Source organism: Actinophytocola sp., from assembly GCF_036555685.1.
Taxonomy (GTDB): Bacteria; Actinomycetota; Actinomycetes; order Mycobacteriales; family Pseudonocardiaceae; genus Actinophytocola.
This window is the reverse complement of the sequence record NZ_DATBKY010000011.1, coordinates 1-20,314: the sequence shown is the minus strand read 5'-3', so window position 1 is coordinate 20,314 and position 20,314 is coordinate 1. Positions and strand designations below refer to the sequence as shown.

Here is a 20,314-nt window from a genome sequence, read left to right as displayed (position 1 = left end):
ACCGCCAAAATGGCCACCCTGCTCACCTTCCAATCCAAACTCGACGCCACCCGCATCCAACGCGTCCCCGACCTCATGCTCGAGTTCGACGTCATCAAACAACCCATCGACGTCAAAAAGATGATCATCCCAACCGCACCGGTCGGCTGACTTGTCCAGATCCGTCCGCAACCTCATCGGGCTGGCCGGCTTCTTCCTGATCTGGGAAGGAGTCGTCCGGCTCGGCCTCGTCGAACGGGCCTTCCTGCCCACACCGACCGACGTGGTCCGCGAGCTCGGCCAGCTGGTCGGCGACGAGTCGTTCATCCGCGACGTGATCGCGACGGTGCTCGCCTGGCTGCTCGCGGTCCTGGTCTCCGTCGCGGTCGCGGTCCCGGCGGGCCTGCTGCTCGGCAGCCTGCCGTGGCTGCGGACCGGCACCCGCGTGCTGATCGAGTTCCTCCGCCCGATCCCCCCGGTCGCCCTGATCCCGCTGATCATCATGACGATCGGCTCCGGGCCCGAGGCGAAGATCTCGCTCGCGTTCTACGCGTCGGTGTGGCCGATCCTGTTCAACATCGTCTACGCGCTGGACGAGATCGACCCGCTGCTGCTCGACACGTCGCGCTCGTTCGGCAACGGCCGGGTGCGCACGCTCGCCACGGTGGCCCTGCCGCACGTCGCGCCGTTCGCGTTCACCGGCCTTCGCCTGTCCGCGGCCATCGCGCTGATCGTCACGGTCTCGACCGAGTACCTGGCGGGTAGCGCGGTCGGCGTCGGCGCCTACATCATCGACGTGGCCAACAACGCCGGCCAGATGGAGAAGGTGCTGGCCGGCACGGTCGTGATCGGGCTCATCGGCTACCTCGCCAACGAAGGGCTGGAACGGTTGGAGAAGCGGCTGTTCCGGTGGAGCGACACGACCCGGGTGGAGGCGCTGACATGAGGCGCGTCACGGGTTTCACCACCCGCTGGGTCGTGTTCGCGGTGTTCGTCGTGGCGTGGCAGCTCGTCACGGCGGCCGCCGACAACGTGTGGTTCCCCACGCCGCTGCAGGTCGTGGAGCGCGGCAAGGAGCTGTGGCTCACCGCGCCCGACGGCGGGTTCGGCCTGGCCGACACGGTGTTCGTCGACATCCTGCCGAGCCTCGGGCGGGTCGTGTCCGGCTGGCTGATGGCCACGATCCTCGGCGTCGCGCTCGGCGCGGCGCTGGGCCGGTCGCGGACCGCCATGCACTACGTCGGCCCGCTGTTCGCGTTCTTCCGCGCGCTGCCCTCGCCGGCGCTGATCCCGGTGTTCATCGTGCTGTTCGGCATCGACTCCGGGATGAAGCTGTCGTTGATCGTGTTCGGCTCGATCTGGCCGATCCTGCTCAACACCGTCGAGGGCGTGCGCTCGGTCGACTCGGTGAAGACCGACACCGCGCGCTCGTTCCGCACGCCGCGCGGGCAGTGGGTGACGATGGTCGTGCTGCCGGCCGCGCTGCCGAAGATCTTCGCCGGGTTGCGGCTTTCGCTCGCGATCTCGGTCATCCTTATGGTGGTCTCCGAGATGGTCGGTACCACCAGCGGTATCGGTTACCAGCTCGACCACGCCCGGGCGCAGTTCGACTTCCCGACGATGTGGGCGTGGATCGTGTTGCTTGGCATCATCGGTTACGGGCTGAACCTCGCGCTGCTCACCGTCGAGCGCCGGGTGCTTCGCTGGCAGCCGACCCGGGCCGCGGTAGCGGCCGCGAAGGCAGGAGGGTGATATATGCCGACCATGCTCGAGGTGCGCGACCTGGTGCATCAGTACGGCACCGGTCCGGGCGCGCACCTGGCGGTGTCGGGCCTGTCGTTCACCGTCGACGAGGACCAGCTCGCCTGCATCGTCGGGCCGTCCGGGTGCGGCAAGTCGACGCTGCTGCGCTGCATCGCCGGCCTGATCAGGCCGACCGACGGCTCGGTCACCCTGCACGGCGACGCGGTGCACGGCGTGCCCGAGGACCTCGCCGTCGTGTTCCAGGACTACAGCCGCTCGCTGTTCCCCTGGCTGTCGGTGCGCGGCAACGTCGAGTTCCCGCTGCGCACGCGGGTCTCGGGCCGGGCCGCCCGGCGGGCGCGGGCGATGGAGGCGCTGGAGTGGGTCGGCCTCGCCGACGCCGCGGGCAAGTACCCGTGGCAGCTCTCCGGCGGCATGCAGCAGCGGGTGTCGATCGCGCGGGCGCTCGGCTCGCAGCCGTCGCTGCTGCTGATGGACGAGCCGTTCGCCTCGGTCGACGCGCAGACCCGCGCCGAGCTCGAGGACCTGCTGCTGCGGGTGCGCCGCGAGCACGGCAGCACGGTGCTGCTGGTCACCCACGACATCGACGAGAGCGTCTACCTGGGCGACCGGGTGCTCGTGCTGTCCCGCTCGCCCGCGAAGATCGTCGCGGACCTGACCGTCGACCTGCCGGCGCAGCGCGACCAGATCACGACCCGCGGCTCGTCGACGTTCGTCGACCTGCGCACCGAGATCGCCCGCCTGCTGCACGACAAGCAGTCCGGCCAGGCCGGCCCGACGAACGGCTCGTCGCACGCGTCCGACGAGGCCCTGGCCGCGGAGCGGTTCCTCGCCGCCGAGCGGGAGGAGGCCAGCCGGCAGTCGACCCGCTGACCCGCGGGACTCAGTACAGCGCCGGCGGGTCCGGGTCGACGAGGACGTGGACCACCGTCGGGCGGTCGTCGGACAGGGCGGCGGTCAGCGCGGGCTTCAGCTCGTCCGGGTGCTCGACCCGGTGGGCCCGGCAGCCCATGCCCGTGGCGAGCTTGCCGAAGTCGATGCCGCCCAGGTCCACGCCCGGCATCTTCGGGTCGTCCGTGCTCGCCAGGATGTCGACCGCCGCGTAGCGGGCGTTGTCCAGGATCACGAAGGTGACCGGCAGGTGCTCGCGGGCGGCGGTCCAGAGCGCCTGCACGCTGTACATCGTCGACCCGTCGCCCAGCACGGCCACCACCTTGCGGCCCGGTGCGCCCAGGGCCGCGCCGACGGCCGCCGCGACGCCGTAGCCCAGCGCGCCGCCGCCCGTGCTCAGCAGGCCCGTGCGCGTGGCGCGGACCGGCAGGTACTCCCGGCGCACCAGCAGGTGGCTCGGGATCTCCTCGACCAGCAGCGTGTCGGCCGGCAGCTCGTCGGCCATCGTCGCGAACAGCCACTCCGCCGTGATCGGCTCGGTCTCCGGCGGGCGTGGGCGGCGCTGCCGACCGGCGGGCACCGGGCGGGCGGCCGGCGCGATCGCCCCGGCGAGCGCACGCACCGCGGCCCGCACACCGGAACGGACGCCGACGCCGAACCGCGCCCGGGCGAGGACCTGCTCGTCGTCGCTGACGAGGTACATCGGCGGTGGCGTCAGGGAGGACGAGCCGCGGTACACGTGGTAGACGAACGCCGGCGCGCCGAGCACCACGACCAGGTCGTGCGACTGGAGCGCCTCGATCGTGCCGCGCTCCTCCGGCGGCAGGAAGCCGAGGAACTGCGGGTGGTCCTCGGGGAACGAGCTGCGCCACGACATCGGGCTCGCCCACACGCCGGCGCGGGCCCGCTCGGCGAGCTCCACCACGTCCGGGATCGCGCCCTCGGCGTCGACGCCCGGCCCCACCACGAAGGCGGGGTTCGCCGCACCGTCCACAGCGGACACGAGGTCGGCGAGCGCGGCCGGGTCCGGGCCGAAGCCGGGCACCGGCGGGCGGTGCGGCAGCGGCTCGCACTCGGCGTCCCAGTCGTCGGCCGGCACCGACACGAACACCGGGCCGTACGGCGGCTGCGTCGCCACGTGGTACGCCCGGGCCAGCGCGGCCGGGACGTCCTGCGCCCGCGCCGGCTCCGCCGCCCACTTCACGTACGGACGCGGGAACGTCGTCGCGTCGACCGCGCCCAGGAACGGCTCGCCGGGCAGCAGCGAGCGGACCTGCTGGCCCGCCAGCACGATCATCGGGGTGTTGTTGCGGTACGCGGTGAACACCTGCCCGAGCCCATGCCCGACGCCGCCCGCCGAGTGCAGGTTCACCAGCACCGGCCGGCCGCTCGCGTGCGCGTACCCGTCGGCCATCGCGACCGCGACCGACTCCTGCAGGCCGAGGACGTACCGGAAGTCCTCGGGAAACCCCGTGAGGAAGCCGATCTCGGTCGTGCCGGGGTTGCCGAAGATCGTGGTCAGCCCGTACGCGCGGAGCAGGTCGCGGGTGACCTCGCGGACCGTCGTCAAGACTTCGCCCTGCTTTCCGGGCCGGTCTCGTCGAAGCCGATGACCGGGGCGATCTCCACGCCGAGCGCGCTCGCCCCGATGATCTTGCGGGCGGCCTGGTTGCCCATCGGCATGAAGATGCCGGCCTGGGCGTCGCGCCACATCCGTTCGTACGGCAGCTTGCGCGAGTAGCTCGCGCCGCCCAGCACGTCGACGAGCCGGCGCATCACCTGCGAGGCGTTGTTGCTCGCCACGTACTTCACCAGCGCGCAGCGGGCGATGCCCTCCTGCACGCCGAGGTCGAACAGCCGCCGCGAGCCGACCTCGTCGGCGTGCCGGTAGGTCAGCGCGCGGGCGCTCTCCACGAGGATCTCGCACTCGCCGATCGTGTCCTGCACGAGCGGGTCCGCGCCCTTGCCGCGCGCGGCGAGCTGGGTGGCGGTCCATTCCACGGCGCCGGCCGCGATGCCGGTGTAGACAGCGGCGAACGCGCCCATCGCCCACGACCACACGGTCTCGAAGACCCGGGCGTCGAGATGGCCGACCGGCAGCGAGTGCACCACGTCCTGCTCGGGCACGAACACGTCCTCGTAGACGATGTCGTTGCTCTGCGTGCCACGCATGCCCATCGTGTCCCACGTCTGGTGCCTGGTGACCCCGGGCTGGTCGAGCGCGATCCGGCACAGCAGCAGCCGCGGGCCGCCCTCGGCGTCCTCGTAGCGCGCGGTCGTGGAGCAGTGCGTGGCCACGACCGTGTTGGTGGCGTAGGACTTGCGGCCGGTGAGCCGGAAGCCGCCGTCGACCTTGACCGCGACGGTCTTCGCGTCGGTCATGTCGTTGCGCATGCCCGGCTCGCTGGTGACCGACGCCCAGATCAGCTTGTCCTGCGCGGCCATCCGCAGCAGGTCCGCGAGGCGCGGGTGCTGCGTGCGCCGCCAGACGCTGGCCCACTGGCCGATCGGCGAGATGTGCATGGCGACGGCGAGCGCGGTCGACCCGTCGCCCATCGCGAGGCGCTCCAGGACCGGGATCAGCTCGGCCAGCGTCGCGCCCTGACCGCCCAGCTCGGAGGGCACGGTCAGCTTGAGGAACCCGGCGGCGCGCAGGTCGTCGTAGTTCTCCACCGGGAACGTGTTCTCCCGGTCGTGCTCGGTCGCGCGCTCGGCGAAGGTGTCCGCGAGCTTGCCGGCGATGTCGACGAGCTCCTGCTGGCGTGGCGTGAGGAGACGGTTCACCCGGCCAAGCTACCGCACGGAAAACGAGTGACTCCCGCCCGAATCGGCCGGGCGGGAGTCACTCGTCACTACTCGATATGACTGCTCGATGGCGTGCTCGATCAGCTCGCGGTGCCCCCGGGCGGGGCGAGGCACAGCGTCGTCTTCGGTTCGGGGAACGTGACCGCGTTGGCGGCCTCCTCCGCCCCGCACTTCTTCGGATCGTCGCTGCCCTTGACCACCTTGGCGACCTTGAACTCGGCGCCCTGCCCGCAGGCGGTCTTGACCTGGACCTGACCGTCGGACTTGAAGCAGTCGCCGTCCTTCGCGTTCAGCACCAGGCACAGCAGCACGTCGCTGCTGCCCGTCTCGGTGTACTGCAGGTAGTTCTCGTTCGGGCACTTCGCCGCCGAGTCGTCCTTGGTGAGGCCGACCGTGTACATCGCTTCCTTGGAGCCGCAGTCGACCTTCTCGATCTCGGCGTTCTTGGCGTCCTTGACGTGGATGCAGTCGCCGGCCTTGGAGCTCGCCGGGGCGTCCTTCTGGAGGAAGAACACCACGCCGATGACGGCCAGCGCGATCACGACGATCGCGCCGATGCGGATCAGCTTGGTGTTGCCCTTCTTCGGAGCCGGCGGCGGCGTGCCGGGCTGCGGCTCGCCCATGGGCTGGCCGCCGGGTGGCGGGCCGCCGTACGGGTCGCTCGGGCCCGGACCGTAGGGATCGTTCTGGCCGGGGCCACCCGGTGGCGGGGCGCCGTACGGACCACCGGGACCACCGAGACCACCGGGACCACCGGGACCACCGCCCGGCGGGCCGTAGCCGCCGGGGCCACCCGGGCCGCCGTAGTGGGGGCGGCCGCCGCCGGGCGGCGGGCCGTAGGGCTGGCCGCCGGGGGGCGTGTGCGGCGGGCGGCCGCCGGGTGGTCCGTAGGGCGGCGGCGGTCCGTACGGGCCACCGCCGCCCGGACGCTGTGGCCCCTGCGGGCCGCCCTGCGGCGGGTAGTTGGGCGTGTTCATGAGCACCTCGCGCGCGGTCTGGCCTGTCGCCAGCCGAAGTGGGTCCGGTCCGGAGATCTGGAATCTACGCGGTGTCACCGGACGCCGTGACAGAACCCCAAAAACCGCCCGAACCGAACACGGTCCGTCATCGCACGGCGACGCGGCAGATCGTCAGCGGCGGTTCCGGGTAGGTGAACGCGTTGTCCGCGTCGACCTCACCGCACTTGGTCGGGTCCTCGGTGCCCTCGAAGATCTCGCCGACCTGGTAGCTCGCCTCGGGCGAGTCGCACGGGACGCGGGTGTCCTGCTCGTCGTTCTCGTGGAAGCACTCGCCGCTGCGCGCGTTGAGCGTCAGGCACAGCAGCAGGTTGCCCTCGGTGTAGGTCACGTAGTTCTCGCCCGGGCACTTCGAGCCGCCACCGTCCACGCGGACACCGACCCGGTACACGGCGGCGGCATTCGCGCAGTCGATCGTCTCCACCTCGGCGTCCGTATCGCCCGCCTTGTTGACCTTGATGCAGTCGCCGACCTCGGCGTCGGCCGCCACTCCCGGCACCTCCTGCGCCGACCGCGGATGCCCGGACGAGTGGGGGGCCGGCGCCTGCGTCGCCTTGTCCGGCTCGGCGCCGATCTCGTCCTTGTCCTTCGTCAGCGCCCAGCCGCCGAGCCCGGCGACGAGCAGCGCGAGCACGGCGATGACCCCGGTGACGACCGCGGTCCGGTCGCTGACCCGCCGGTACCGGGACGCCGCTCGTTCCCGACGGGTCGGCCGGTGCGCGGAATGCTCGCCGTACGGGGGTTGTTGCGTAGAAGGCCGCTTCCGGTCGTACCGTTGCGCACCGGGGACCGGTCGCAGCGGCTGCGTCGGCTCTTCGCCGGGTCCGCCCGGTGGCCTGCGCCGGGGCGCGGGCCGGTGGGGCGGCGTTGTCATGACGGCAAATCTAGACGAGGGGACCGCGAGACGTGACCGATGGCCCACTGATCGTGCAGTCGGACAAGACCCTGCTGCTCGAGGTCGACCATCCCGGCGCGGACGACGCGCGGATGGCCATCGCGCCGTTCGCGGAGCTGGAGCGCGCGCCCGAGCACGTGCACACCTACCGCGTGACGCCGCTGGCACTGTGGAACGCACGCGCCGCGGGGCACGACGCCGAGCAGGTGGTCGACGCGCTGACCAACTACTCCCGCTACCCGGTCCCGCAACCGTTGCTGATCGACATCGTCGACACGATGGGCCGGTTCGGCCGGCTGCAGCTGCAGAACGACCCGGCGCACGGTCTCGTGATGTCCACAATAGACCGTGCGGTGCTCGAGGAAGTGCTGCGGCACAAGAAGATCGCGCCGATGCTGGGCGAGCGCATCGACGACGACACGGTCGTCGTGCACCCGAGCGAGCGCGGCCGGCTCAAGCAGGCGCTGCTGAAGGTCGGCTGGCCGGCGGAGGACCTGGCCGGGTACGTCGACGGCGAGCACCACCCGATGGAGCTGCACGAGGACGGCTGGCAGCTGCGCGACTATCAGCGCCAGGCGGCGCAGACGTTCTGGGCCGGCGGGTCCGGTGTGGTCGTGCTGCCCTGCGGTGCGGGCAAGACACTGGTCGGCGCGGCGGCGATGGCGCAGGCGCAGGCGACCACGCTGATCCTGGTGACCAACACGGTCGCCGGACGGCAGTGGAAGCGCGAGCTCGTGGCGCGCACGTCGCTGACCGAGGAGGAGATCGGCGAGTACTCGGGCGAGCGCAAGGAGATCCGCCCGGTCACGATCGCCACGTACCAGGTGATGACGCGCAAGACCAAGGGCGAGTACCGGCACCTGGAGCTGTTCGACTCGCGCGACTGGGGCCTGGTCATCTACGACGAGGTCCACCTGCTGCCCGCGCCGGTGTTCCGGATGACCGCGGACCTGCAGTCCCGCCGCAGGCTCGGCCTGACGGCCACGCTGGTGCGTGAGGACGGTCGCGAGGGCGACGTCTTCTCGCTCATCGGCCCGAAGCGCTACGACGTACCGTGGCGCGACATCGAGGCGCAGGGCTGGATCGCGCCCGCGGAGTGCGTCGAGGTACGCGTGACCCTGACCGACTCCGAGCGTCTGGCGTACGCGACCGCGGAACCGGACGAGCGGTACAAGCTGTGCTCGACGGTCGAGACGAAGATGCCGGTGGTGCGCAAGATCCTGGAGCGGCACGCGGGCGAGCCGGCCCTGGTGATCGGCGCGTACCTGGAGCAGCTGGAGGAGCTCGGCGCGGCCCTGGACGCCCCGATCGTGCAGGGCTCGACCCGGAACGCCGAACGCGAGCGGCTGTACGACGCGTTCCGCCGGGGCGAGCTGCGCACGCTGGTCGTGTCCAAAGTAGCCAACTTCTCGATCGACCTGCCCGAGGCGACGGTGGCCGTGCAGGTGAGCGGCACGTTCGGTTCCCGGCAGGAGGAGGCACAGCGGCTGGGCAGGTTGCTGCGCCCGAAGGAGGACGGCCGCCAGGCGCACTTCTACTCGGTGGTGTCGAGGGACACGCTGGACACGGACTACGCCGCGCACCGCCAGCGCTTCCTGGCCGAGCAGGGCTACGCCTACACGATCCGCGACGCGGACGACTTCCTGGGCCCGGCACTCCCGGAGGTCAAGGGCTAGCGGGCGGCCTCCGGCCCTCGGGAAACCCACGCTACTCCGCAGGACCGGCAAGACCGGTTCGCAGCGAGCGCGACCGCGGACAACCTCGACGTCAGTCGGCGATGTTGGCTTCCGCCACCACCTTGGTGATGGGCGCGACGACGAGCAGCTCGCCCGGGACCGCGTTGCGGCGGCCGAACTCCTCGCCGCGCTCCTCGCCCATGTACCGCGCCGCTATCCGGACCGACCACGGCAGCGAAATCTCGGGATCGTCCACGATGGTCGCCGTCGCGTAGAACATCACGTACGAGTACGGCGGGTCGTCGCTCTCCACGCACATCGCGAAGCGGGGGTCGCGGCGCAAGGCCTTGCCCTTCACCGTGTTCGCGCCCGTGTTGAAGACGATGCGATCGGTACCGTCCGCCGTGTCGAGCACGAACCACACCGGGGCCACGTGCGGGGAGCCGTCCGCCCGCACGACCGCCAGCTTGCCCGTGCGCGTCCCGTCGAGCACGAACGGCAACCACTCGTCGCGTGACATCCGGTGGTACATCAGGACACCTCGGCGAGAACGGCGTCGGTGAAGGCCGGCCACGTGTCGATGGCCCACTGGCCGAACGCGCGATCGGTCAGGGCCGCGCACGCGACGCCGGCCTCCGGGTCGACCCAGAGGAACGACCCGGACTGTCCGAAGTGGCCGAACGTGTGCGGCGAGCTGTTCTTGCCCGTCCAGTGCGGGTTCTTGTGGTCGCGCAGCTCGAAGCCCAGGCCCCAGTCGTTCTCCTTCTGGTACCCGTAGCCCGGCAGCACCCCGGCGAGCCCGGGGAACGCCACCGACACCGCCTCGGACAGCGTCGACGGCGCGATCAGCGTGGGGGCCTGCAGCTCCGCCGCGAAGCGCGCCATGTCGTCGCACGTGGACACCGCGCCCGCCCCGGCGGTACCGGCGAGCCGCGTCGAGGACATGCCCAGCCGCTCGAGCACCGCCTCGGTCAGGTACTCCGCGAACGGGATCCCGGACGCCTCGTGCACGGTGTCGGCCAGCACCTCGAAACCGGCGTTCGAGTACAACCGCCGCGTGCCGGGCTCCGCCATCGCCTTGTGCTCGTCGAATGCGAGTCCCGACGTGTGGGCGATCAGGTGCCGCACGGTGGATCCAGGCGGCCCGGCCGGCTGGTCCCACTCGACCGCGCCCTCCTCGACCGCGATCAGCGTCGCGTACGCGGTCAGCAGCTTCGTCACCGACGCGAGCTGGAACTCCCGCGCCATCGGGCCCTCCGCGGCCAGCACCTCGCCCTCGGCACCCACGACCGCCGCGGCCGCGTGGTCCACCGGCCAGCCGGCCACCGCACGCACACTCTCCATGCGGACGACGTTACTCACCAGGTCGCGTCAGCCCGTTCTCGGCGGCACCCAACGACAGGACCACCTTGTCCGTACGCACGATCGCGTCCGTGCGCCGCTTCGGGTCGACGCTCGCGTCCGTGGTCAGGTTGCGCAGGCGGATCGGCGGGCCGAGGTCGACCAGGGTCGGGATGTACTCGGCCTGCTGCACGGTCCAGCCGTTCGGGCTCCTGCTGAACCGGAAGCGGGCCATCACGCCCTCCTCCGTCGTGCCGCGGGGCACCTCGTGCCGGGCGATCTGGTTGCCCAGGCCGTAGGCGACCCACTTGCCGTTGATCTTCTCGAACGGCTGCACGACGTGCGCGTGGTGGCCGACGATAAGGTCGATGGCCGGGTCGGCGAGCAGCTTCCTCGCGACCCGGCGCTGGAACGCCGTGGGCTTGGGCTGGTCCTCGTTACCCCAGTGCAGGCTCGCGATGACGACGTCGGCGCCGGCCTCGCGCGCGGCCCGGGCGGCGGCGAGGATCCTGTCGACGTCGATGACGTTGCCCATCCACGGCTCGGGCGGGTCGGTGCCGACGTTGTACCCGAACGTGTACGACACCTGCCCGACCTGCACGCCGTTGACGTCGGTGATGAGCGGCGTCGCCGCCTCCTTCTCCGTGCGCGCGGAGCCGGTGTGCCCGATGCCGGCGGAGTCCAGGACGTCCAATGTGGTCTTCGCACCATCGGCACCCTGGTCGAAGGTGTGGTTCGACGCCGTCGAGCACGTGTCGTAGCCGATGCCGGCGAGCGCGGTGGCGACCTCGGGCGGTGCGGAGAACGTCGGGAAGCCCTCGAACGGCCCGTCCTTGTCGGCGAGCGGCACCTCGAGGTGGCAGATGGCGAGGTCGGCGCCCTCCACCGCGGAGCGGACGCCGGCGAACATCTCGGTGAAGTCACGCCGGCCGGCGCCGTCCTTGGTCGCCTGCTCGGTCAGTGCCGGGTGGATCAGGACGTCACCGGTGGCGAGCACGGTGAACGAGCCGTTCGTGGCGGCCGAGGTCGGCGCGGTCGAGACGGGCGACTGCGGTTCGGGGATGGTGATGCCGCTGGTGGACGGCTGGGAGCAGCCAGCCGCCACGAGAGCTGACGCTCCGCACAGGATCAGCAACCATCGGCGCACGGGCGCATTCTTTCGGTGCGCCCGTGCGTCTTTCAAGCCCCGATCGTCGTCAACCGCGCCGCCGGAGCAGGCGGACGACAGCCAGCAGGACCACCAGTGCGGCCACCAGAGGGACTATCCGCTTGGCGACCGACGGCCCCGCATAGGCCAGCAGGTCGATCGGCTCGGACTCCGGTTGCGGTTCCACGGCCGTCAGCTTCGGCTTGCTGTCCGCGACCGGCGGCGCCGAGCGCGCGACCACCCGGCCCGCCTCGGCGCCGGTCTCCACCGCCTCGACCCGCTCCGCCTCGACGACGGCGAGCTTCGGCGACTCCGCGGCCTGCTCCTTCTTCTTGGTCGCTCTGGCCGGTTTGGCCGGTTTGGCCGGCGGGGGCTCCGCGGCCTGCTCCGGCGCGAGCTTGGTGGCGAGGCAGGACGCGAACGAGTCGAGGATCTTGCCGCCGACCTCCGAGATGAGCCCGCGGCCGAACTGGGCCGGCTTGCCGGTGATCGACAGGTCGGTGTCGACCGAGCCCGCCGTCTTGCCGCCGTCCTCGCGCAGGGTCACGGTCACGGTGGCCGACGCGGTGCCGTTGCCGCGGGTGTCCTTGCCGGACGCCTTGATCACGACCTTGCGGTTGGCCTCGTCCTTCTCCAGGAACTCGCCGGATCCCTTGTACTGCAAGGCGATCGGGCCGACCTTCACCTTCACCGTGCCCTTGAACGAGTCGCCATCGACCTCGCTGAGGCTGGCGCCGGGCATGCACGGCGCGACGCGCTCGGGGTCCAGCACCGCCGCCCACACGGTGTCCAGATCAGCCGGAACGGAGAACGTGTGCTCGAGCTTCACGACCGAATCCTCCCTCAAAAAGTTCACGGCCCCGGGCGACGGGACTCCGTCACCCGGGGCCGTGTGGTCAGCCTATGCGCCAACCGCCGCCGACACCGCCCGGCTGGTGAGTACCCGGGCCAGGTGCTGGCGGAACTCCGCGTCGGCGTTGCCGTCGGCCGGCGGGTTCGTGCCCTCCGCCGCGTGCTCGGCCGCCGCCTTGATCGCCTCGGCCGTCGCCGGCTGCCCGACCAGGGCCTGCTCGACACCGGTCGCGCGGACCGGCGTCGGGCCCATGTTCGCGAGGCCGACCCGCGCCTCGGCGATCGAGCCGCCGTCGACCCGTACGGTCGCCGCCACCGCGACGATCGGCCACGCCTGGGCCACCCGGTTGAACTTCTCGTAGTGCGCGTGCCAGCCGGTGCGCTTGGGCACCCGGATCTCGCACAGGACCTCGTCCGGCCCCAGCGCGGTCGTGAAGAAGTCGACGAAGAACTCCCCGACCGGGACCGTGCGGCGGCCGCCGGGCCCGGCGATGACCATCTCGGCGTCCATCGCCGTCGCCGCGGCCGGCAGGTCGGCGGCGGGGTCGGCGTGCGCGAGCGAGCCGCCGAACGTGCCGCGGTGGCGGATCTGCGGGTCGGCCACGGTGCCGGTCGCCTCGGCCAGCAGCGCGGCGTGCTCGGCGACCAGCGAGTCGCGCAGCACGTCGTAGTGCGTGGTCATGGCGCCGATCACGATGGCGTCCCCGTCCTCGCGCACGCCGCGCAGCTCGGCGACCTTGTTGAGGTCGATGAGCTTCGACGGCGCGGCGAGCCGCATCCGCAGCACGGGCAGCAGGCTCTGGCCGCCGGCGAGCACCTTGCCGTCCTCGCCCGCCTCGGCCAGCGCCCGGACCGCTTCGTCCAATGTGGTCGGTGCGACGTAGTCGAAGGCCGCGGGGATCACTGGGTACCTCCGGAGGTGTCGATGGAACCGAGGCCGCCGCCGGCCTCGCTGCCGAGGCCGCCCGCGTCCGGCCGGCCGGTGCGGATCGCCTGCCACACGCGCATCGGGGTGCACGGCATCTCGATGTCGGACACGCCGAGGTGGCGCACCGCGTCGATGACCGCGTTGACCACCGCCGGGGTGGACGCGATCGTGCCGGCCTCACCGACGCCCTTGACCCCGAGCACGTTCGTCGTGGACGGGCTCTCGGTGCGGTCGGTGACGAACGTCGGCAGGTCGGCCGCGGACGGCACCAGATAGTCGGCGAGCGTGCCGGTCGTGAGCGTGCCGGACTCGTCGTACACGGCCTCCTCGAACAGGGCCTGCGCGATGCCCTGGGCGAGCCCGCCGTGCACCTGGCCCTCGACGATCAGCGGGTTGATCACCTTGCCGATGTCGTCGACGCAGACGTACGAGCGGATCTCGACCCGGCCCGTCTCGGTGTCCACCTCCGTCGCGCAGAGGTGCGTGCCGTGCGGGAAGGAGAAGTTCTCCGGGTCGAACGTGGCCTCCGAGTCCAGGTTCGGCTCGACGCCGTCCGGCAGGTCGTGCGCGGCGAACACGGCCAGCGCGATGTCCTGGATCGACACCGACTTCGCCTCGGCACCCGTGCCCTTGACCCGGAACGCACCGGAGGCGAACTCGACGTCGTCCTCGCTGGCCTCGAGCATGTGCGCGGCCACCTTCGCGGCCTTGGCCTTCACCTTGTCCGCCGCCTGGACGACGGCCATGGCCCCGACGGTCAGCGACCGCGAGCCGTAGGTGTCCATGCCCTTGTGCGAGGACTGGGTGTCGCCGTGGAGGACCTCGACGTCCTCGAACGGCACGCCCAGCTGGTCGGCCACGATCTGGCTCCACGCCGTCTCGTGTCCCTGGCCGTGCGGCGAGGAGCCGGTCACGACCTCGACCTTGCCGGTCGGCAGCATGCGGATCGCCGCGTGCTCCCAGCCGCCGGCCCCGTACGACAGCGAGCCGAGGACCCGCGACGGCGCGAGGCCGCACATCTCGGTGAACGTCGAGATGCCGATGCCCAGCTGGACCGGGTCACCCTTCTCCCGGCGCTCGCGCTGCTCGGCCCGCAGCGCGTCGTAGCCGAACAGCTCCTTCGCCTTCGCCGTGGCCGCCTCGTAGTTGCCCGAGTCGTAGGTCAGGCCGGCGACCGTGGTAAACGGGAACTCCTCGTGTTTGATCCAGTTCTTCTCCCGGACCTCCATCGGGTCCATGCCGAGCTCGACCGCCAGCTCGTCCATCATCCGCTCGACCGCGAACGTCGCCTCCGGGCGCCCGGCACCGCGGTAGGCGTCGGTCGGCGTCTTGTTCGTGAACACGTTGGTGCACACGAACCGGTAGGCGGGGAACTTGTAGATCGCGTTGAACATGAACGCGCCCAGGATCGGGATGCCCGAGGTGACCAGGCGCAGGTACGCACCCATGTCGGCGAGCAGCTCGACCTTCAGGCCGGTGACCGTGCCGTCCCGCTTGGCCGACAGCGTCATCTTCTGGATCTGGTCGCGGCCATGGTGTGCCGAGAGCAGGCTCTCGCTGCGCGTCTCGTTGTACTTGACCGGCTTGCCGAGCCGGCGCGCCGCCAGGAAGGTCAGCACCTCCTCGGGCGTCACCTGCAGCTTGCCGCCGAACCCGCCGCCGACGTCGGGCGCGATCACGCGCACCTTGTGCTCGGGTACGGACAGCGTCATGGCGAGCATCACCCGCAGGATGTGCGGGATCTGGGTGGCCGACCACATGGTGAACTGCTCGCCGGTCGGGTCGACGACCACCGCACGGGGCTCCATGAACGCCGGGATCAGCCGCTGCTGGCGGTAGGTCCGCTCGACCACGACCTCGGCGTCGGAGATCGCCTGTTCGACGTCGCCGCCGGTGCCCGCCTCGCCGGAGTCGAAGATCCACGTGGCGCTCGAGTTGGTGCCCAGGTCCTCGTGCACGAGGTCGGCGCCGTCGGCGACCGCGGCCGCCATGTCCAGCACGACGGGCAGCTCGTCGTAGTCGACGTCGATCGACTCGAGGGCGTCCGCGGCCTCGTAGGCGCTGCGGGCGATCACCAGCGCGACCGCCTCGCCGGCGAAGTTGACCTTGTCGACCGCGATGGACGGCGCGGTCGGGGCCTTCATGTCCTCGGTGATCGGCCACGCGTTCGGCAGGCTGCCCTGCTCGTCGGCGAGGTCGGCGCCGGTGAACACGGCGAGCACGCCGGGCATCTGCCTGGCGGCGGACGCGTCGATGTTCGTGATCCGCGCGTGTGCCATGGGACTGCGCAGGATCGCCATGTGCACGAGGCCGGGCAGCGCGAGGTTGTCCGTCCACCGGGTGCGGCCGGTGATCAGCCGCGCGTCCTCCTTGCGCCGGCGTGCCTTGCCGACCTCGGGCTCAACGGTCGCGGTCATCAGTTCCCGCCTCCCACCGGCTGGCTCGCGTCGGCCACCCGCTCCGCCTCGGGTCCGGCGCCGCCCTTCATGTGGCCGGCCGCGTCGCGGACGGCGCGGACGATGTTCTGGTAGCCCGTGCAGCGGCAGAGGTTGCCCTCCAGGCCCTCGCGCACGGCCTTCTCGTCCGGGTCGGGGTTGTCGGCGAGCAGGTCGATCGACTGCATGATCATCCCTGGCGTGCAGAATCCGCACTGCAGGGCGTGGTTGTCGTGGAAGGCCTGCTGGACCGGGTGGAGCCGGCCGTCGCGCGCGAGACCCTCGATCGTGGTCACCTCGCTGCCGTCGGCCTGGACCGCGAGAACCGAACAGGACTTCACGCTGTGTCCGTCGAGATGGACGGTGCATGCACCACAGTTGCTGGTGTCGCAGCCCACGACCGTGCCGACCTTGCCGAGCCGCTCACGCAGGTAGTGCACGAGCAACTGGCGAGGCTCGACCTCGTCGGTGTATTTGGTTCCGTCTACGGTCACGGTGATGCGCATGGGGCCTCCAAGTACGACACAGACGGCCTCGGCTGGGTCAGTTTTCGAGCGTGCGTGAGCGTGCTCACACCCGACCCAGCCTGCCCCTGCCGGACCCGTCGGACAAGTCCAGCCGCAGAAAAGTGGATCTGTGCGCGAAACTGGCGGTCCCGACCCACGCCCGGCGCCACGCCGGCATCGAGGACGCCCCGAAAAGGCGGTTCGACATCGTGGTCCAGGGCCGGCTGACCTACCAGCCCGCGCTCGACCTGGACCTCACGAGCCCGTACGCGCACCTGCGCCAGCTCGTCGTGCCGGCGACGCTCGCCCGACCCGGCGGTGGAGATCGTCGGCACCGGCATCCCGGTGATCAGGGGCGAGTTCGCGCCGTCGTCGTGCGAGCGGATCGACGCGCGGACCTTCGACGGCGGCCATGTGATCCTGCGCTACATCCGGTCGTAGGATCGTTCGCAACGCTTACGATCGATGTCGTGGTCTCTTCCGTCGCCGATCGGCGCGCGCTCCCGGACGCCTTCCCCGAGTACCGGCGCGGCGTGGCTCTCGGCGCGACCGCGTACACGTTGTGGGGCCTGTTCCCGCTGTACTGGACGCTGCTCGGATCCGCGGGCGCGCTGGAGGCGCTCGCGCACCGGATGCTGTGGTCGCTCGTCGTCGTCTTCTTCGTGCTGTGGTGGCTGAACCGGGGCACGGCGTTCGCGTCGGTGCGGGCGGTCATCGCCTCGCGGCGCAAGCTCGGCCTGCTCGCGGTCGCGGCGGTGCTGATCGCGTTCAACTGGGGCGCCTACATCTGGGGCGTGAACCACGGGCGCGTGGTGGAGACCGCGCTCGGCTACTTCACCGGGCCGCTCGTGTCGGTGCTGATGGGCGTGCTGCTGCTCGGCGAGCGGCTCCGGGTGGCGCAGTGGGTCGCGGTCGGGCTCGGCGCCGCGGCGGTCGTGGTGCTGGCCGCCGGGTACGGGCAGGTGCCGTGGGTGGCGCTGGTGCTGGCGTTCAGCTTCTCGTCGTACGGGCTGGTGAAGAAGCTCGCGGGCGTGCCGGCCGTCGAGTCGGTGGGCATCGAGGCGGGGATCACGCTGGTGCCGGCGCTGGCGTACATCTGCGTCATCGAGGCCACGGGCTCGGGCACGTTCTTCTCGCTCGGCGCCGGCCACGCGCTGCTGCTTATCGGCGGCGGCGTGGTCTCGACCATGCCGCTGCTGGCCTTCGGCGGCGCGGCCGTGCGGATCCCGCTGTCGATGATCGGGCTGCTGCAGTACCTGGCGCCCGTGCTGCAGTTCGTGTTCGGCGTGCTGGTGTTCCACGAGCAGATGCCGCCGCAGCGGTGGCTGGGCTTCGCGATCGTCTGGCTCGGCCTGATCGTCCTGACCGTGGACGGCATGCGGTGGCGGGTGCCCGCACCGCCTCTCGACCGCACCTGAGGGGAACGGGACGCGGACCCAGCCACACGTACGCGGAACTGAGCGAAGGGGTCGATCCGGCGAGGCGGACTGGTCAGGGCTCCCGGTGGATGCGGCCCCTGGCCTCGGTGAGCCGGGTGCCCTCGCCGCCCCAGCGCAGGGAGATGATCTCCGCCGCGATGGACACCGCCGTCTCCTCCGGGGTGCGGGCGCCCAGGTCCAGGCCGATCGGCGAGGCCAGGCGGGTCAGCTCCTCCTCCGTGAGGCCGGCCTCGCGCAGCCGTGCCATGCGGTCGTCGTGCGTGCGGCGCGAGCCCATCGCGCCGACGTAGCCGACGTCGCAGCGCAGGGCCACCTCGAGCACCGGCACGTCGAACTTCGGGTCGTGCGTGAGCACCGCGATCACCGTGCGCTCGTCGATCCGGCCCGCCTCCGCCTCGGCCGCCAGGTACCGGTGCGGCCAGTCGACGACGACCTCGTCGGCGTGCGGGAAGCGGCTCTTCGTCGCGAACACCGGCCGCGCGTCGCACACCGTCACGCGGTAGCCGAGGAACGAGCCGAGCCGGGCCATCGCCGCGGCGAAGTCGATCGCGCCGAAGACGAGCAGCCGCGGTGGCGGCTCGAACGAGCTCACGAACACCGACATGCCCTCGCCGCGCCGCTCGCCCTCGACGCCGTAGTGCAGCGTGCCGGTCCGGCCGCTCGCGAGCATGCCGCGTGCGTCGTCGGCGACCGCGTCGTTGATCCGGGTCGTGCCCAGGTCGCCGACCGAGCGCGCGGGCCAGACCACCATCCGCCGGCCCAGCCGCTCCGGGTCGGGGTGGGCGACGACCGTCGCGAGCGCCACCGGCTCCTCGCCCTGGATCGACTTGGCCAGGTCGACGAACTCCGGGAAGTCGGGCGGACAGATCCGCTCGGTGTAGATGTCGATGATCCCGCCGCAGGTCAGGCCCACCGCGAACGCGTCGTCGTCGCTCACGCCGTAGCGCTGCAGCACCGGCGTGCCGTCCTCGAGGACCTGCTGGCCCAGCTCGTAGACCGCGCCCTCGACGCACCCGCCGGACACGCTGCCCGACACGGTCCCGTCCGGGGCGACCAGCATCGCCGCCCCGGGCGCGCGCGGCGCGGAGGAGAACGTCGCGACGACCGTCCCCAGCGCGGTCGGCTCGCCCGCCGAGTAGCGGCGCATCAGCTCGTCCAGCACGTCACGCACGGCGTACCTCCATCAATAGCTCCTCGAGCGTGGCCAGGCTGTGCCCGGCGAGCAGCAGGTCCAGGTGCGGCAGGGCCGCCGCGATGCCCGACTGGACCGGCGCGTAGCCCTCCCGGCCGGCGTGCGGGTTGACCCACAGCACCGCGTGCGCGAGCCGCCGCAGCCGGGCCAGCTGCTCGCCCAGGAGCGCGGCGTCGCCGCGTTCCCAGCCGTCAGAGAACAGAACGACCACCGCCCGCCTGGCCATTCCGCGTTGCCCCCACCGGTCGAGAAATGCACGCAAGGTCTCACCCAGACGGGTTCCCCCGGCGAAGTCCGGCACCGCGCGGGACGCCGCCGACAGCGCCTCCTGCGCGTCGCGCTTGCGCAGCTGGCGGGAGAGCCTGGTCAGCCGGGTGCCGACGGTGAACACCTCGGTCGTCGACGGCGCCGCCCTGGTGACGGCGTGGGCGAAGCGCAGCAGCGCGTCCGCGTACGGGGTCATCGAGCCGGACACGTCGACCAGCAGGACGACCCGCCGCGGCCGGTGCCCCCGGTCGCGGTACGCGAGCCGGATCGGCTCGCCGCCCGCGGCACGCATCGCTCGCAGGATCTTCCGCACGTCCAGCCGTCCGGACGGCATCGGGCGGAAGCGCATCGACCGGCGCTTCGGCGGGTCGAGCCGCAGGGTGGCGATGAGCTCGCGCAGGTGCTCGCGCTCGGCCGGGGTCAGGTCGGAGATGTCGCGGTGGCGCAGCACCTCGGTGTCGCTCGCGGCGACCTTCAGGTCCTCGTCCTCGCGCGCGCCGCTCTGCCCGGCCGCGGACACGTCGGTCAGCGCGGCCATCGTGGCCTGCCGCGGCCGGGGCTGCGCGGTCGCGCGGCGCGCCCGGAACGGACGCGCGGTGAACCACGCCGCGAACGCCTCGTCGTAGCGGGGCAGGTCATCCGGCTCGGCGCACAGGGTGAGCCGGCCCGCCCAGTACAGCTGGTCCGGCTCGGCGACGTTGATCATGCGCACGGCACCCAGGTAGGCCTGGACCCGCTGCGCGTCGGCGGGCAGGCCCGCCTCCCGCAGCGCGGCGGCGAAACCGACCAGACCCGGCAACGGGTCGAGCTCGGTGGACGGGTGCACTCTCCTATTGTTACTCGTTCAACGAGTTACCTTGAGAATCTACGTGACCACGCAAAGTTGACACCCAAAGTTGACACGGAAGTTGACACGGAAAGCTGATGCCGGACGACCACGCGACGCTCGCCGACGAGCTCAAGCGGCTGCGCAAGGGCCGCGGGGTCCACGCACCCAACATCGTCGAACGGGCGGGCCCTGGCCTGCGCCGCCTGTGCGGGATCCGTCCCGACGACGGCGCCGCGACCGTCCGCACACGGCTCATGACCACATTGCGTGAGCTCGCCGACCGGCTGCCCGAGGACCTTGGCCTCGCCCTGCTCGTGGAGCTCGGCCTGCACGAGGCGGCGAACCGGCAGAC

At 71.6% G+C, this 20,314-nt stretch carries 19 protein-coding genes and 1 pseudogene; 7 read left to right on the top strand and 13 right to left on the bottom strand.

Translation table 11 applies throughout. From position 1 onward, the window contains the following. Positions 1 to 151 precede the first annotated feature (151 nt). Genes VH969_RS01115 through VH969_RS01105 form a run of 3 tightly spaced genes read left to right on the top strand, consistent with a single transcriptional unit; the run spans position 152 to position 2,616 of the window. Positions 152 to 925 (top strand): ABC transporter permease, encoded by a 774-nt coding sequence (locus VH969_RS01115; RefSeq protein ID WP_331968825.1) that lies wholly within the window; start codon positions 152 to 154, stop codon positions 923 to 925. Continuing rightward, complete coding sequence (locus VH969_RS01110) at positions 922 to 1,731, top strand: ABC transporter permease (protein WP_331968822.1); 810 nt, start codon at positions 922 to 924, stop codon at positions 1,729 to 1,731. Before VH969_RS01115 ends, VH969_RS01110 begins: the two co-directional genes overlap by 4 nt. A 3-nt stretch (positions 1,732 to 1,734) precedes the next feature. After that, positions 1,735 to 2,616: an ABC transporter ATP-binding protein gene (locus tag VH969_RS01105; RefSeq protein WP_331968819.1), complete on the top strand. Its 882-nt coding sequence runs from the start codon at positions 1,735 to 1,737 to the stop codon at positions 2,614 to 2,616. 10 nt (positions 2,617 to 2,626) lie between these two features. Here VH969_RS01105 and mdlC read toward each other — a convergent pair whose 3' ends face one another. The 4 genes from mdlC to VH969_RS01085 form a co-directional block, all read right to left on the bottom strand. Then, positions 2,627 to 4,204 carry a benzoylformate decarboxylase gene (gene mdlC, locus VH969_RS01100; protein WP_331968816.1) on the bottom strand — a complete coding sequence of 526 codons (1,578 nt, stop codon included), beginning with the start codon at positions 4,202 to 4,204 and terminating at the stop codon, positions 2,627 to 2,629. After that, positions 4,201 to 5,418, bottom strand: coding sequence for an acyl-CoA dehydrogenase family protein (locus VH969_RS01095; protein WP_331968813.1), 1,218 nt, complete (start codon positions 5,416 to 5,418; stop codon positions 4,201 to 4,203). The genes mdlC and VH969_RS01095 overlap by 4 nt, the downstream gene beginning before the upstream one ends. A 101-nt stretch (positions 5,419 to 5,519) precedes the next feature. Beyond that, positions 5,520 to 6,416 carry an LppU/SCO3897 family protein gene (locus VH969_RS01090; RefSeq protein WP_331968810.1) on the bottom strand — a complete coding sequence of 299 codons (897 nt, stop codon included), beginning with the start codon at positions 6,414 to 6,416 and terminating at the stop codon, positions 5,520 to 5,522. 127 nt (positions 6,417 to 6,543) lie between these two features. Beyond that, positions 6,544 to 7,329 (bottom strand): LppU/SCO3897 family protein, encoded by a 786-nt coding sequence (locus VH969_RS01085; RefSeq protein ID WP_331968807.1) that lies wholly within the window; start codon positions 7,327 to 7,329, stop codon positions 6,544 to 6,546. Positions 7,330 to 7,361: 32 nt separating this feature from the next. Between VH969_RS01085 and VH969_RS01080 the strand changes: the two genes are divergently transcribed. Continuing rightward, the gene (locus tag VH969_RS01080; RefSeq protein ID WP_331968804.1) at positions 7,362 to 9,026 is read left to right on the top strand and encodes a DNA repair helicase XPB; all 1,665 of its coding nucleotides are present in this window, start codon (positions 7,362 to 7,364) and stop codon (positions 9,024 to 9,026) included. 91 nt (positions 9,027 to 9,117) lie between these two features. On the opposite strand, the gene VH969_RS01075 is transcribed toward VH969_RS01080, so the two are convergent. The 7 genes from VH969_RS01075 to VH969_RS01045 form a co-directional block, all read right to left on the bottom strand. Further along, the gene (locus VH969_RS01075; protein WP_331968801.1) at positions 9,118 to 9,558 is read right to left on the bottom strand and encodes a PPOX class F420-dependent oxidoreductase; all 441 of its coding nucleotides are present in this window, start codon (positions 9,556 to 9,558) and stop codon (positions 9,118 to 9,120) included. Further along, positions 9,558 to 10,370: a serine hydrolase domain-containing protein gene (locus tag VH969_RS01070; RefSeq protein ID WP_331968798.1), complete on the bottom strand. Its 813-nt coding sequence runs from the start codon at positions 10,368 to 10,370 to the stop codon at positions 9,558 to 9,560. The genes VH969_RS01075 and VH969_RS01070 overlap by 1 nt, the downstream gene beginning before the upstream one ends. A 10-nt stretch (positions 10,371 to 10,380) precedes the next feature. After that, positions 10,381 to 11,472 carry a CapA family protein gene (locus VH969_RS01065; protein ID WP_331968795.1) on the bottom strand — a complete coding sequence of 364 codons (1,092 nt, stop codon included), beginning with the start codon at positions 11,470 to 11,472 and terminating at the stop codon, positions 10,381 to 10,383. Positions 11,473 to 11,563: 91 nt separating this feature from the next. Continuing rightward, entirely contained in the window at positions 11,564 to 12,343 is a 780-nt protein-coding gene (locus VH969_RS01060; RefSeq protein ID WP_331968792.1) for an SRPBCC family protein, read from the bottom strand. 72 nt (positions 12,344 to 12,415) lie between these two features. Further along, entirely contained in the window at positions 12,416 to 13,270 is an 855-nt protein-coding gene (locus VH969_RS01055) for an FAD binding domain-containing protein (protein WP_331968789.1), read from the bottom strand. Then, positions 13,267 to 15,711, bottom strand: coding sequence for a xanthine dehydrogenase family protein molybdopterin-binding subunit (locus VH969_RS01050; RefSeq protein WP_331968786.1), 2,445 nt, complete (start codon positions 15,709 to 15,711; stop codon positions 13,267 to 13,269). Before VH969_RS01050 ends, VH969_RS01055 begins: the two co-directional genes overlap by 4 nt. Next, positions 15,711 to 16,235 (bottom strand): (2Fe-2S)-binding protein, encoded by a 525-nt coding sequence (locus VH969_RS01045; RefSeq protein ID WP_331968783.1) that lies wholly within the window; start codon positions 16,233 to 16,235, stop codon positions 15,711 to 15,713. Before VH969_RS01045 ends, VH969_RS01050 begins: the two co-directional genes overlap by 1 nt. Positions 16,236 to 16,553: 318 nt before the next feature. Between VH969_RS01045 and VH969_RS01040 the strand changes: the two genes are divergently transcribed. Both VH969_RS01040 and rarD read left to right on the top strand, forming a co-directional pair. Next, on the top strand, positions 16,554 to 16,676 hold the full coding sequence (locus VH969_RS01040; protein ID WP_331968780.1) for a hypothetical protein: 123 nt from the start codon (positions 16,554 to 16,556) through the stop codon (positions 16,674 to 16,676). 29 nt (positions 16,677 to 16,705) lie between these two features. Then, positions 16,706 to 17,653, top strand: coding sequence for an EamA family transporter RarD (rarD, locus tag VH969_RS01035; RefSeq protein WP_331968776.1), 948 nt, complete (start codon positions 16,706 to 16,708; stop codon positions 17,651 to 17,653). 73 nt (positions 17,654 to 17,726) lie between these two features. Here the strand turns inward: rarD and VH969_RS01030 are convergent, their stop codons facing one another. After that, positions 17,727 to 18,845 carry an XdhC family protein gene (locus VH969_RS01030; protein WP_331968773.1) on the bottom strand — a complete coding sequence of 373 codons (1,119 nt, stop codon included), beginning with the start codon at positions 18,843 to 18,845 and terminating at the stop codon, positions 17,727 to 17,729. Beyond that, positions 18,838 to 19,959, bottom strand: a complete 1,122-nt coding sequence (locus VH969_RS01025; RefSeq protein WP_331968770.1) for a vWA domain-containing protein — start codon at positions 19,957 to 19,959, stop codon at positions 18,838 to 18,840. The genes VH969_RS01030 and VH969_RS01025 overlap by 8 nt, the downstream gene beginning before the upstream one ends. Before the next feature lie 98 nt (positions 19,960 to 20,057). Between VH969_RS01025 and VH969_RS01020 the strand changes: the two are divergent. Then, positions 20,058 to 20,314 (top strand): annotated as a pseudogene (locus VH969_RS01020) (hypothetical protein); the annotation flags it as partial.

Bases quoted from the DNA above. Each gene is read 5' to 3' on its own strand.
- VH969_RS01110 (WP_331968822.1), top strand. From the start codon at position 922: ATGAGGCGCGTCACGGGTTTCACCACCCGCTGGGTCGTGTTCGCGGTG.
- VH969_RS01105 (WP_331968819.1), top strand. From the start codon at position 1,735: ATGCCGACCATGCTCGAGGTGCGCGACCTGGTGCATCAGTACGGCACC.
- VH969_RS01090 (WP_331968810.1), bottom strand. From the start codon at position 6,416: ATGAACACGCCCAACTACCCGCCGCAGGGCGGCCCGCAGGGGCCACAG.
- VH969_RS01085 (WP_331968807.1), bottom strand. From the start codon at position 7,329: ATGACAACGCCGCCCCACCGGCCCGCGCCCCGGCGCAGGCCACCGGGC.
- VH969_RS01075 (WP_331968801.1), bottom strand. From the start codon at position 9,558: ATGTACCACCGGATGTCACGCGACGAGTGGTTGCCGTTCGTGCTCGAC.
- VH969_RS01070 (WP_331968798.1), bottom strand. From the start codon at position 10,370: ATGGAGAGTGTGCGTGCGGTGGCCGGCTGGCCGGTGGACCACGCGGCC.
- VH969_RS01050 (WP_331968786.1), bottom strand. From the start codon at position 15,711: ATGACCGCGACCGTTGAGCCCGAGGTCGGCAAGGCACGCCGGCGCAAG.
- VH969_RS01045 (WP_331968783.1), bottom strand. From the start codon at position 16,235: ATGCGCATCACCGTGACCGTAGACGGAACCAAATACACCGACGAGGTC.